Raw genomic sequence first — 12,509 nt, 5'->3', positions numbered from 1 at the left:
CGAAACAAGCGGCTGGTGAGGCGAGCTCGAAGGCCTTGATCTCACCCTCCAATTTCATCGAGAAAGACGGGACGTCGTGCAAAAATCCGTCCAGTGGGGACCTGCCGGTCTGGGGATCCCGACGATTCGCGCTCGCATGGAATGACAGCGTACGGCTGAATTGTTGACGGCTTCCTTCGCAGCGTTCGGCCTCTTATGGCCTTTGGGGCCCTCTTTCCGGCAGGACCTGGGTGGGCACTGCAGCACAGTGCCGCCATTAGGACAAGGACGTGACGCCCAGTTTCCGCACCGTTGCCGTTCCGCCTTCGACGCACACGTCGGTGCCCAGGTTCCCAGACCGGGGGAACACCAGATCGCTCAGGACAACCCTGCCGTCTTGGGCGAAAACTTCCACCGAGCACTGGTCGACGATTATGCGGAGCCTTAGCGCGCCGCCGTCGAGCTTCACTGGTGCGGACTCGGCCGACGCGAACTTTTCGTGGAAGGCGGTGTTTCCGGAGTTGCGGCGATCCAGGGTGAGCCGGCTCGTCAGGGCATCGAAGGTGAGGGCCGTTGCGGTGCTCCCGTCCGTTGCGCGGAGGAGCTTGAACGCGATGGTCCGTGCCGTGCCGGGCAGGATCTCGGCGTCGATCAGCTGGGCTGATCCGGGCATCGCGTGGGGCAGTTGCAAAAGGGAGTTGTGAAGTTCCATGTTCTGGATGGTGCGGGCCGGCTCCCCGGAGTCCAAGGTCAGCACGGGGCGCTGCACCAGGCGCGGCAAGCCGTCTACCGTCGCGAGCTCGATCTCGCGGGCAAGCGACATGCTGGAGCGCCACGGGGACGTGGGCAGGGAGTTGGCGTAGTCCCAGTTGTTCATCCAGCCGATCATGATGCGGCGGTTCTCCGGGGCGTTGCTGAAGGAGACGGCGGCGTAGTAGTCACGTCCCCAGTCGAGCCACAGACAATGTGTGAGATCTACGTTCCCGTCGGCATCCGTTGGAGCGAGCGAATCAGGGTCGGCGGTGAACTGTACCCCGTCGAAGTCGCCGACGAAGTATTGCCCTCCGGAGCCGCCGGCTACGGCTCCCGGGTTGATATTGACCACCAGGACCCATTTGACGTTGTCCGGGTCTCCGTCGACGGGGAGCGGGAAGAGGTCGGGGCATTCCCATTCGCCGTCGCTGGCGTTGGCGGGGCCGAAGGTGCTCAGGTATTCCCAGTCTTTGAGGTCGGCGGAGCGGTACAGCACGACCTGCTGGTGCTGGGCCTCCACCGCCACCATGATCCAGCAGGAACCGGCCGGTCCCTCGTAGCGGAACACCTTGGGGTCCCGGAAATGGGCCGAGCCGCGGGCAAGCACCGGGTTGCCTGCGTATTTGCTCCAGGTCATGCCGGCGTCCGTTGAGAACGCGAGAGACTGGGCTTGTGTCCCTTGGTGCGTCGAGCCTTCCTTGAAGGCGCTCGTGTAGATGGCCACCAAGGCCGGATCTTCTGCTGTGCCGAATCCCGACGTATTGCCGTGGTCCACCACGATGCTGCCGGAAAAGACGTCTTCTTCCTCGTCGCAGGCGATGGCCACCGGGTGTTCGGTCCAGTGCAGAAGGTCGGTTGAGGTGGCGTGTCCCCAGGACATGTTGCCCCAGACGTTGTCGAAGGGGTTGTTTTGGTAGAAGAGGTGGTAGACGCCTTGGTGCCACACGAGTCCGTTGGGGTCGTTCAGCCACGTGTTCTTGGCTGTGTAGTGAAGTATCGGGCGCATGGCGGGGGCGGTTTCTTCGGCGTGGCCCCCGGCAGGGTGTGTTGTTGTTTCAGTCATCGGAGTTCTTTCGGGAAGTCTGGGCCAGTTCCAGGGATCGGATTAGTTCCGCCCGCGTTGGCGGGTTCGCTCCGTGCCGTCCGACCGTTATGGCCGCGGCGAGGGAGGCGGCTGTTCCCAGGCGGGTGAGCTTGCCGTAGCCGAAATCGTCCTCGGGGTCCTCGATGAGGCCGGCGATAAGCGATGACATGTAGGAGTCGCCTGCGCCGACAGTGTCTTTGACGAGTACTGGTGGTGCCGGCACGTCGATCTCGGCGGCATTTGAGCGCAGATAGGATCCGGATGCGCCGTCGGTGATGATTGCAAGTTCTGTCCCGAGATCAAGCAGTCGCCGCGCGACGTCGTGAGGAGACGTGCGCGGGTAAAGCCACCGGGCGTCGTCCGAACTGAGCTTCACGACGGTAGCCAGGGCAACTGTGTGTTCGAAGGTCCTGAGCGCTTCAGTGTGGCTGGGGAGCAGTGTCGGGCGGATGTTGGGGTCGTACGTGACCAAGCAGCGGCGGGAGAACAGTTCCAGCAAGGACCGGACTTGGGTTGCTCCGGGCTCCGTGAAGGAGGCCAGTGACCCCGTATGCAGCACCTTCGGGAGGAAAGTGGGGCTGATGTGGGGGAGGTTCCATTCGAAGTCGAATTCGTACTCTGCGGAACCGCTGCTGTCCAGAAGCGCCCTGGCTGTGGAGGTGCGGCTGAGGTGTTCGGCTCCCGGGAACAGGTGTACTCCTGCGGTGTCCAGGTGTTGTTGGATGTTCCTGCTGCGTTCATCCCTGCCCAGTGCGGTGAGAAATGCGGTGCTGACGCCTAGCCGGCCGAGTCCGAACGCGACGTTCATCCCTGATCCGCCGGGAAACTCGACGGGCCCTGCGGCGGTGTTAATGATGTCGATTATGGCCTCGCCGACGACGACGACATCCGTTTCAGGGCATGGGGGAACTGGGGTGCTATGCATTCGGGGTCCTTGGAGGGTTGGGCGCGTCCTCTACTGGGCGCGCTCGAAGGTCAGGTGTTGGGGCGTGTAAGTGAGTCCGGTGCTGCTCTGCTCGAAGCGTCCTGATGTTTTGGGGAGGCGACGGAATCGCGGAGGACCAGGGGACAGGGGAGAAGGGTCGGGTGAGCGGCGAACAGCTGCAGGTCGGTTTTTCCCTCGATGGCGTCGATCAGGTTTTCGGTGGCCCAGGCGCCCATTTCGTAGTGCGGAAGGGCGACGGTTGTCAGGGCGGGGTAGATGTTTTCGGCAATAAGTTGTTGGTTGTCGAAACCGACGATGGAAATGTCGTCCGGAATCCTGAGGCCAAGTTCCCCGGCGGCCCGGTACGCGCCCATGGCCATGCGGTCGTTGTAGCAGAATATAGCGGTGGGCCGGTTTGGGGTTTTCAGCAGGCGCAGGGCCGCCTGGTGGCCGCCGGGCACCTCCGACGGCTCGGACTGGACGAGTTCTTCGTGATAGGGCAGCCCGGCACCTGCGAGTGTGTCCTTGAATGCCTTGAGCCGGGAGTGGGTGGCGGGGACGTCGTCGGTGTTGTTGAGCATGCCGATGCGGGTGTGTCCGGCGTCGATCAGGGTTTGTACGGCCGACCTCGCACCGGCGATTTCGTCGGGGATGACGGAGGAAACGGTGTGGCTGATGTCTTCGGAGTCCACCAGGACGGCGGGGAGTCCGATGAGGTTCTTGGGGACGGCCAGTTTGCGGTGATACATGGTGGCGTAGAGGATGCCGTCTACCTGCCGGTCCAGCAGATCCGCCACATCACTTTCCCTGGAATCCTGGGAGCTGGTGCTGGTGGAGTTGATGATCATGATGCGGTATCCGCGAGCACGTGCCGTCTCCTCGGCCCCCAAAATGATCCGGCCGGCGTGCGGGGTGGTGGCGATTTCCTCGCTGATGAACCCGATCATGCCCGAACGCTGGGTGCGCAGCGCCTGCGCCAGCCGGTTCGGGCCGTATCCGAGACGCCGGGCCGCTTCGTGGACCCGTTCCCTCGTCTCCGCCCCCACCCGGGCGTAGACAACATCATTGAGGACGTGGGAGACCGTTGTGACCGAGACGCCGGCTGCGGCTGCCACGTCCTTGATGCCAACTGACTTGTTCATTGGTCTCCCACGTCCTTATGTTGATGCTGATTCTATGTCCGGGTACTTGCTGGGTACGTTCTATTCGTCCCAGAGGCCCGATGGCGATCCCCGAGGGACTCGCCAGGCCTGAGCGGGCTACTGAACCACAAGTGGTTCGTGTGCCGCCTGGAAACCGACCGCGGGTGTGGCCCTGAAGGCGTTAACAGTCCTGTCCGCGATAACTTGGGCGTCACTTCCGGAATCAAGGATCGTATTCCGGGCTGATGCGGGATCGACCATGACGGCCGTCACGGCGAGGGCGTCCGAAGCCTGGGTCGTCAACAGCGCGTCCACCTGAGCTTCGAAAGCCGATCCGCTGGACGTGGCGTGAACGTCCATCGCCACCACGTGGTTGTTGGAAACGAAGTTGCCGACCCCCGCCATCAGCCGGATGATGACGGGCGTCGCACCTGCGGGCCGGATGCTCTGTGAGTCGATGATCTCGGAGAAGTGGTTCCCGATGACAGAGTTGTTGCTGCCGCTGACACAGAGAAGCCCGTTGAGGTCGTCCAATCCGTTGTCGACTCCCAGGAAGGGTGTCCAGGGCTCGTGGTCACGCAGGAAGTGATTCGTGGCCACGAGGTTTTCCGAACTGTTCGCTGCGAGAACCACCATGCCAGGGTAGAACGAATGCAAACGGTTGTTGGTGACGCTTGAGCGCGTGACGCCGTCCAGATGGACACTGCTCGCACCGCGGGGGAAGACGTTGTTCGCGGTTATCAGGAGCCCGCCATGGTTCTCGGCGTAGATCGAGTGACCTTTTGGCCCTGCTCCGACCAGGTTGTCGGTGATCTTCGATGCCTGTCCCCACCCGCGCAGGTCGATGCAGCTTCCGCATTCGGCGATGAAGTTGTCGTGAACGGAAAGCGCGTCCGCGTTGTAGATGGTGAGGGCGTTCTCAAGGTAGACGAACCCCATGCCGGTTACGCGGAATGAGTCATTGGCGTTCGCGACATAGATGCCGGTCTTGCCGTTGACGTAGGTGTTCTCGGGGTGCATTCCCGAGCCGTCCGGGGCGAAGTGCAACCCGTCGATGCAGAAGTTGGAGAACTCGACCGAGCTGATCCGTGGGCTTCCGCTTCGTTCAACGTAGAAGGCGGCTCCCTTGGATTCCTCTCCGTCTCCGCCGGAGGGAAGGTCGACGAGAATGCGGCTCCCCCCAGGCCATAGCTCATGCAGGTCGGGCCATTCGTCTTCGGGGACGTTGAACCGGATGCTCGATGACGTAAAGCCGTGTCCGGAGCCGTGGATCCTGAGGAAGCTGACGTCGATCAGCACCTGCGTACGCAGGCGGTAGTCTCCGGGCGGAATGTAGATCACCGCGCCTGGCTTTCCTCCATTGTTCGCATCGGTGGCGGTCTGCCGGTCCTTGATATCGGCGATGATGCTGTTGATTACTTCACCGACGTCCTCGGACGGATTGCCGACGGGCCACGTCGTCACGTCGTAATGGTTGTTGCTTGACATTGGTTCTTCCCTTTGTGCTGTGGCTTCTCAGCCCTTGACGGCGCCGAGGGTCATGCCTGCGACGATCTTGCGCTGCAAGAGAAGGGTGAGAAGGATGACGGGGATCGAGTAGACGGCGGCGAGGGCTGTCATGGATCCCCAGTCCAGTCCGAACTGGGTCTGGAAGTTTGCGATGACCACGGGTGTGGTCTGGGACCGGACGGCGGTCATGAGTAGCGCGAACAGGAATTCGTTCCAGGAGGCGAGGAAGGCGAAGATCGCTGTCACGGCGATGCCTCCGGAGACCACCGGGATGACCACCCGCCACAGGGCTCCGAGCCGGCTGCAGCCATCCACGGTAGCTGCTTCTTCCAGGTCCTGTGGGACGGCCTCGAAGAAGCTGGACATGAGCCAGATGGAGAGCGGCAGCGAGATGGTTGTGTGCGCGATGGACAGTGCGATCGGAGTGTCGGCCAGTCCGACCGAGGCCATCATGGACGCCAGCGGGATGCCGATGGCGACCGGGGGGACCATGCGGGTGACGAGCGCAGCCATGATGAACACCCTGCCACTGGCTGTTTTGTAGCGTGTGATGCCGTAGGCCGCCGGGACGGCCAGGATGAGCGAGAGCAGGGTGCTGATGACGGCGGTCTGGATGCTGTTGATGAACGACGCCGGCACTCCGTTGCGGCCCAGGGCGTTGATGTAGTTATCGAGCGTCCATTCCTTGGGGAGGATCGTCGGCGGCACGGCAATGGTGTCGATCGGCGTCTTGAAGGACGTGAACAGCAGGTACAGGAACGGGAAGCCGTAGAGGACGAGCGCCGCGGCGAGGAGGATCCACAGGATGGTCCTGGTGCTGCGTTTGCCGGCTTCGAGTCCTTCGCGATTGACGCCGCGGCGCCTGCGGACAGCGCCGGCCGACGCCGGTTCCGTGGTGGTCTGAGGCGCAGTCGCTGTTCGGCTTGGCATGGTGCTCTCCGTTTGGTGCGGTGCCGGCGCATTGCGGTATGCGATGCCGGCGTGGCGTGGCCGGTCGGGAACGGCGGCGGCCAGCATGGCGCCGTCGTCGGGGGTCTGGGCCGAGCTCATCAGGTGTCCTTTCCTGGCCGCCAGATGGTGGTTACGGCGACGAAGGCGATGGCGAGCATGGCCAGCAGGTAGATGGTGCCCATGGCGCTTGCGAGGCCTGGGTCGCCGAAGCGGATCATCGTGCGGTAGATGAGCAGGCTCATGGTTTCGGAGGCGGATTGTGGTCCGCCGTTGGTCTGGATGAGGATGGTGTCAAAGGCCCGGGCTGCGTCGATGCCGCGGACCACCAGCGCCACGGCGATGACCGGCCGGAGCAGCGGAAGAATGATCCGGAAAAGCAGCGACGGCGCGCGGGCACCGTCGAGCCTGGCCGCCTCGATGAGGTCTCCCGGGATGTTCTGCAGGCCTGCGAACAGCACGAGGCACATGAACGACGTCGTGAGCCAGATGTCCGGGACGGCGACGGAGAACAGGACAATGTCCGGGTTCGACAGCCAGCCGATCTGGTTGGGGTTCTGCAGGATACCGGCCTGGCTCAGCAGGGTGCCGAGAAGGCCGAAGTTGTCGATCATGAGGAACTTCCACAGCAGGCCGGCCACGATCGGGGCAATCATGAGCGGATACAGGAACATGGTCCGCCAGACCTGGGATTTCCGGCCCAGGGTCGTGAACAGCAGGGCCATGCCCAGGCCCAGGGTGAACTCGAGGGTCACCACCATCAGGGTGTAGGCGAGGGTCCGCCATCCTGCACCGATGAAGGCCTCTGAGGTGAAGGCCCGGACGTAGTTGTCCAGGCCCACGAAGTCACGGGGGCCCCCGACGATCGGGGAGATTTTGAAGAAGCTGTCCGTGACCAACCGGAACAACGGGTAGGCAACAAAGACTGCGAGGAACAACGCCGCCGGGGTCATCAGGTAGAGGGCGAAGCGGCGATCAGGGATGCGCACGGGATTCTCTTCCGCTGGTTGGGGCCGCGGCCGGCAACGCCATGGGCTGCTGCCGGCCGCGGAGTCTTATTTAAGGAGGGCTTGGATCTTGGACTTGGCATCCGCGAGCAAGGTCGTGCTGTCTCCGCCGGCGACGGCCTTCTGGAGCATCGGAACCAGTACGGTGTCGACGATCTGCTGCCACTTTGCTGTTGCCGGACGGGTTGCCGTCGCGGGAGCGTTGAGTGTTTCGATCAGCGGTTTGAAGCTCTCGTAGCCGGGCTGGTCCTGGTACTTCTGGAAGGCGGAGACCCGTGCTGCCAGGCCAAGGCTTGACTGGATGGCCAGGTCATTGTGGTCGAAGGCGCACTTGACGAACTTCTTCGCGGCGTCCGTGTTCTTGGTGGCCTTGGGTACCGAGAGGTACCAGGGGCCCGGAACACCGGCAACACCGGCGGACCCGCCGATCATCGGGGCTGTTCCAACCTTGCCGTAGACGGGAGAGTCCTTGGGGATCTGCCGGTACGCGTGGGCCCAGAACTGGGTCATGGCTGTCTTGCCCTGGTTGAAGAGGTTCTGGGCGGCGGCCCAGTCGACCTGGGCCGCGCCGGCCGGGGCGTCCTTGACGAGGCTGGTGTAGAAATCCAGCGCTTGTTTGTGGGCCGCGTTGTCAATCACGACGTTGTTGTTGCTGTCCAGGACCATGGGCGATCCGGCCTGCAGCACGTGGGTGAGGTACTCGGTTTCAACGCCGCCCTTGACGTCCGTGCCATACATGCCGTCCTTGGTGAAGAAGGCGGAGATGTCCTGGTACTGCTGCCAGGTCTTCGGCGCGGCGAGATCGTAGCCGTACTGGGCCTTGAAGTCGGCCTTGTTCTTGGCGTCCTCAAAGAGGTCCTTGCGGTAGAGGACTATCTCGGCGTTGGTCCACGCCGGCATTCCAATGAAATGGCCATCGACGTTGGCTTCCTTGACCAGTGAAGGGAAGATGTCCTTCTTTGCCTCGTCAGTGAAGAGCTCATCGATGGGCTGCAGGGCGTCCTTGAAACTGGGCAGCCACACGGAGTCAAGAGCCGCAACATCGAAGGAGACAGTGCCGGAGGAGAATTCGCTGGAGAGACGGTTGAAGAGGCCATCGTAGGGGAGTTCGACGAAGTTGACGTTGACCCCGGTGTCCTTCTTGCACTGGTCGGCGATGGGCTGCAGTTCTGCATGGCCGCCTGCCTCCACGAGGACGTTGATGGAACTGCCGGCGGCGCCCCCGGACGTCGCCGGGCCCCCTGCGCCGCATGCGGTCGCGGCCAGGATTACCGCGGCTGAAAGGCTGCCGAGGGCGGCAAGCCTGGAGATTGTTTTTCGAGAGGACATCGCTGTCGACTCCCTTTCTCGGGAACGGAATACGAAGACGGGATAAGATGAAAAACCGTTTTGCCAAAACGACTTGGCAACAGATTACGCGCAGGGCGCGGCGGGTGTCAAGGGTCACAAATCATTGGTAGACGCCGTCGGATGTGCCAAAAACTTCCGTCCGAATTTTGGCGTTGACAGCCGTCATGCCGGGCTCCTAGTGTCATCTCTGGTTAGCCCAAACGGTTTGGCACATGAGTTGTGACATTAGTCCACGTGGGACATTAGCCGTTTCCCGGGAACAAGAGCGTGATGCCGCCGAGGCGGATGACAAGGACAGTCAAGCCTTCGGCGGCCGGCCCGGCAACGCCCGATTCTGAGCAGCAGTCTTATCTCATACAGAGGAGAAACCCGTGGTAACTGGAAAGAATCTAGAAAATGCGAATCCAAGCCGCCGCCGGCTGATCGGTGCCGGAGCAGCCGGAACGCTTGCGGCTGCATTGACTTTCGGAACAACACAGAATGCTAATGCGGCCGACGGCCAGCAAGGCGCACCCCTCAATTCGCCCAACACGTACGACGTCACCACCTGGAGGATCAAGGCCCACCCGGAGGTCACCGCGCAATCCGACATCGGGGCGGTCATCAACGACATCATCGCCGACATCAAGCAGCGGCAGACGTCCCCGGACGCGCGTCCCGGAGCCGCGATCATCATCCCTCCGGGCGACTACGACCTGCACACCCAGGTCGTCGTCGATGTGAGCTACCTGACCATCGCCGGCTTCGGGCATGGCTTCTTCTCCCGAAGCATCCTCGACAACTCGAACCCGACCGGATGGCAGAACCTCCAGCCCGGAGCCAGCCACATCCGCGTCCTGACCTCTCCGAGCGCGCCCCAGGCATTCCTCGTCAAGCGGGCGGGGGATCCGCGTCTTTCAGGAATAGTGTTCCGGGACTTCTGCCTTGACGGAGTCGGATTCACCCCCGAGAAGAACAGCTACCACAACGGCAAGACCGGAATCGAAGTCGCCTCCGATAACGACTCCTTCCACATCACCGGCATGGGATTCGTCTACCTCGAACACGCCCTGATCGTGCGCGGCGCGGACGCACTCCGCGTCAACGACAACATGATCGCCGAATGCGGCAACTGCGTCGAGCTCACCGGGGCCGGGCAGGCGACAACTGTCAGCGGCAATCACATGGGCGCCGGTCCTGACGGGGTCACGCTCCTGGCCGAAAACCACGAAGGCCTCCTCGTCACGGGCAACAACCTCTTCCCCCGGGGCCGCAGCCTCATCGAATTCAGCGGCTGCAACCGGTGCTCGGTCACTTCGAACAGGCTCCAGGGCTTCTACCCGGGCATGCTCCGCCTGCTGAACGGCTGCAAGGAAAACCTCATCACGGCCAACCACATCCGCCGGACCAACGAGGGGTACCCGCCGTTCATCGGCCGCGGCAACGGCCTCGACGACCTCTACGGCGTAGTCCACGTCGCGGGAGACAACAACCTCATCTCGGACAACCTCTTCGCCTACAACGTCCCGCCCGCCAACATCGCCCCCGCCGGCGCCCAACCGACGCAGATCCTGATCGCCGGAGGGGACGCCAACGTCGTCGCGCTCAACCACGTGGTCAGCGACGTCGCTTCTCAGCACGTCGTTCTCGACGCCTCAACCACCCACTCGAAAGTGCTCGACAGCGGGACAGCCTCCCAGATCACCTCCTACAGTTCAGACACTGCTATCCGGCCGACCCCCTGACAGACCAACGCGCCAGGAGCGTGTCCCGAAGCCGGGTCTCCGTCCTCGCGGCGCGCTCCCACGCATTGATCTGCCCTGCCGGCCGCTGCCGTCAAGGCAGAAATGTCACCTCGTCGATCATCCGGCCGAGGTCTCGCCAGACACGCCGGTGCTGGCCCGATCTAACCGCCCGTGAGGCAAGCCAGGCGTGCTCGGGGCAACGAACCTACCGAAGACCCGGATCAGGGCATGCCGGAGAAACCCTCCAGCATGTCTCGACTTCCGGAAAGGAGCGTAATGAATTACGGAAACCATGCCGCCACCGCGCCAAGGGGTACGCGCGTCGTTATGACCGGTGCCGGCGGGAACATCGGCCGTGGCCTCGCCCCACGACTCCTAGCCGCTGGATACCAGTTGACCCTGTCCGACCTTAAACCCGTCGACGGCCTGGCTACGGAAGCACGCTTCGACGCGGCGGACGTCCGGACCGGAGGGGGCCTCCAGGCCGCGATGGTCGACGCCGACATTCTCGTGCACCTGCCGGCCCTGCACGGCATCCACGTCGCCGATCACACTGAAACGGAATTCTGGGACCTCAATGTAAATGGCACATTCCGCACCCTGCAGGCGGCCGTCGCCGCCGGCGTGGGGAAAGTGGTCTGGCTTTCCTCGCAGGCTTGGCATGACTCGAGCGACGTCTACGGATTCACGAAAGTCATCGGCGAGCAGCTTTTGGACTATCACCGGAGGCGTCACGGCATATCATATGTTGCGGTCCGCCCTGCTTCGCTGGTGCCCTGGACGGACTGGGCCCGTGACTATGGTCGCGGCCTGCTCTACGAGCGCGTAGATCGCAATGACGTGCTCGACGCAATCGTGTTGTCGACGGACTATGTGGCAGCAAACGACGGCGGGCTGGTGTTGGATGCCCTTCATCCGGACGCAGTCCCGGCCGCAGACCTGGCCGAGTGGAAACTTGACCCAATCGGCACCGCAGACCGCCTTTTCCCCGGGGCCCGGACCGTAGTCCAGCGCTTTGGCCTGGACATCTCGGCACCCCCCGTAAAGCCAAGCAAACTCGGCTGGACCGAGACAGGCTACGCGCCGAGCCGTGACTTCGGAGCGTGGATCAATCAGGTCACCGGACTCAGCGACGATCAGGTTGAAGCACGAACCAGCGACTACTCAACGTCATCCAGTCGAGGGTGGTACACGGACACACTGGCCTTGCAAGTCCAGGCGGCCATTGCCGCCGGAAACTTAACCACCGAGCAGGTGGACATCGCCCAAAGGTGCCGATATTCCTGCAGGGGCTTCGCCGACCAGTGCTGCTGATTTAGGGCGATTCGTGTGCCAAGGTGCTATGGCCAGAGGCCAGAGGTTTGCCTCGCCGACCGCAAACGTAACGAGTGGCTGCCGTCCTGATCGAGTTTGCCGGCCGCGTCAGCGGGGTATGAGCAGGCTGATTTGTGTCCTGATGTCCTGCACCAGTGCTTCGGTTTCCAATCCGGCGTTTACGCTTGCGGCCATGCTGACAAACATGATCGCGGAGACAATGCGCGCAGTCGTCGCGGCGTCACCCGTGCCGGCCGGTTTGTCCCTGTCGAGTATGGCGGCAATGGCTTCCTCGGTTTGCGCAACGATGGATAGAGCAGCGCTGTGCTGTGGCTCGGTGGGGTCGCCGAAGACCATTTCCCGCAGGTAGAAGCGTCCGTTGTCGATCTGGGTTCGGTTGCACTCCACGATCGGCCGCACGATGGCCATCACCGCACCCAGGGCATCCGGGGTGGTTTCAGCATCCGCCCGGCCCCGCTGGAGAGCTTCGGCGTAGTGGGCGTTCTGAACGAGGAGGAGGAGTTCTCCCTTGGTTTTGGCGTAGAGGAAGAGGGTTCCGGTGCCGATGTCGGCCTTGTCGGCGATCTGCTGGGTGGTGACGTCCTCGACCCCGTATTCGGCGAACAGCTCACTGGCTGCGGCGGTAATGCGGTCCAGCTTCTCCTGCTTGTTCCGCTCGCGCCGTCCGAGCGGCTGGGACGTGACAGGCATGGGTTCCTCCGGAGATAAACTGACTCGACTCAATAATGAGTATACGGGCGCTGCGTAAACCGG

The 12,509-nt window shown here is 62.9% G+C and carries 10 protein-coding genes; 2 read left to right on the top strand and 8 right to left on the bottom strand.

Annotated elements, in window-relative coordinates; translation table 11 throughout:
* Positions 1–256: 256 nt before the first annotated feature.
* From AC3WJU_RS06360 to AC3WJU_RS06330, 7 genes are all read right to left on the bottom strand, one after another.
* Positions 257–1,795 carry a glycoside hydrolase family 32 protein gene (locus AC3WJU_RS06360; RefSeq protein WP_492259463.1) on the bottom strand — a complete coding sequence of 513 codons (1,539 nt, stop codon included), beginning with the start codon at positions 1,793–1,795 and terminating at the stop codon, positions 257–259.
* Positions 1,788–2,741, bottom strand: a complete 954-nt coding sequence (locus AC3WJU_RS06355) for a carbohydrate kinase family protein (protein WP_492259462.1) — start codon at positions 2,739–2,741, stop codon at positions 1,788–1,790. Before AC3WJU_RS06355 ends, AC3WJU_RS06360 begins: the two co-directional genes overlap by 8 nt.
* A 50-nt stretch (positions 2,742–2,791) precedes the next feature.
* Entirely contained in the window at positions 2,792–3,883 is a 1,092-nt protein-coding gene (locus AC3WJU_RS06350) for a LacI family DNA-binding transcriptional regulator (protein ID WP_059389040.1), read from the bottom strand.
* 117 nt (positions 3,884–4,000) lie between these two features.
* Positions 4,001–5,371: a NosD domain-containing protein gene (locus AC3WJU_RS06345; RefSeq protein ID WP_492259461.1), complete on the bottom strand. Its 1,371-nt coding sequence runs from the start codon at positions 5,369–5,371 to the stop codon at positions 4,001–4,003.
* 27 nt (positions 5,372–5,398) lie between these two features.
* On the bottom strand, positions 5,399–6,322 hold the full coding sequence (locus tag AC3WJU_RS06340) for a carbohydrate ABC transporter permease (RefSeq protein ID WP_370872101.1): 924 nt from the start codon (positions 6,320–6,322) through the stop codon (positions 5,399–5,401).
* Between the two features lie 119 nt (positions 6,323–6,441).
* Complete coding sequence (locus AC3WJU_RS06335) at positions 6,442–7,329, bottom strand: carbohydrate ABC transporter permease (protein ID WP_284991694.1); 888 nt, start codon at positions 7,327–7,329, stop codon at positions 6,442–6,444.
* Positions 7,330–7,395: 66 nt separating this feature from the next.
* Complete coding sequence (locus tag AC3WJU_RS06330; protein ID WP_492259460.1) at positions 7,396–8,676, bottom strand: ABC transporter substrate-binding protein; 1,281 nt, start codon at positions 8,674–8,676, stop codon at positions 7,396–7,398.
* A gap of 392 nt (positions 8,677–9,068) precedes the next feature.
* Here AC3WJU_RS06330 and AC3WJU_RS06325 point away from each other — a divergent pair, with 392 nt between their 5' ends.
* Positions 9,069–10,421, top strand: a complete 1,353-nt coding sequence (locus AC3WJU_RS06325; RefSeq protein WP_492259459.1) for a NosD domain-containing protein — start codon at positions 9,069–9,071, stop codon at positions 10,419–10,421.
* Between the two features lie 276 nt (positions 10,422–10,697).
* A complete protein-coding gene (locus AC3WJU_RS06320; RefSeq protein ID WP_492259458.1) occupies positions 10,698–11,735 on the top strand; it encodes an NAD-dependent epimerase/dehydratase family protein in 1,038 nt (345 codons plus the stop codon).
* A gap of 108 nt (positions 11,736–11,843) precedes the next feature.
* Here the strand turns inward: AC3WJU_RS06320 and AC3WJU_RS06315 are convergent, their stop codons facing one another.
* Complete coding sequence (locus AC3WJU_RS06315; protein WP_441438048.1) at positions 11,844–12,446, bottom strand: TetR/AcrR family transcriptional regulator; 603 nt, start codon at positions 12,444–12,446, stop codon at positions 11,844–11,846.
* Between the last annotated feature and the right edge of the window lie 63 nt (positions 12,447–12,509).

It is taken from the genome of Arthrobacter sp. FW306-1B-F12A, assembly GCF_058781865.1.
This window is presented reverse-complemented; position numbering and strand designations above follow the sequence as displayed.

Excerpts from the sequence above, each read along its gene's own strand:
- AC3WJU_RS06320 (WP_492259458.1), top strand. The coding sequence starts at position 10,698 with ATGAATTACGGAAACCATGCCGCCACCGCGCCAAGGGGTACGCGCGTC.
- AC3WJU_RS06315 (WP_441438048.1), bottom strand. The coding sequence starts at position 12,446 with ATGCCTGTCACGTCCCAGCCGCTCGGACGGCGCGAGCGGAACAAGCAG.
- AC3WJU_RS06330 (WP_492259460.1), bottom strand. The coding sequence starts at position 8,676 with ATGTCCTCTCGAAAAACAATCTCCAGGCTTGCCGCCCTCGGCAGCCTT.
- AC3WJU_RS06355 (WP_492259462.1), bottom strand. The coding sequence starts at position 2,741 with ATGCATAGCACCCCAGTTCCCCCATGCCCTGAAACGGATGTCGTCGTC.
- AC3WJU_RS06350 (WP_059389040.1), bottom strand. The coding sequence starts at position 3,883 with ATGAACAAGTCAGTTGGCATCAAGGACGTGGCAGCCGCAGCCGGCGTC.
- AC3WJU_RS06360 (WP_492259463.1), bottom strand. The coding sequence starts at position 1,795 with ATGACTGAAACAACAACACACCCTGCCGGGGGCCACGCCGAAGAAACC.
- AC3WJU_RS06345 (WP_492259461.1), bottom strand. The coding sequence starts at position 5,371 with ATGTCAAGCAACAACCATTACGACGTGACGACGTGGCCCGTCGGCAAT.
- AC3WJU_RS06340 (WP_370872101.1), bottom strand. The coding sequence starts at position 6,322 with ATGCCAAGCCGAACAGCGACTGCGCCTCAGACCACCACGGAACCGGCG.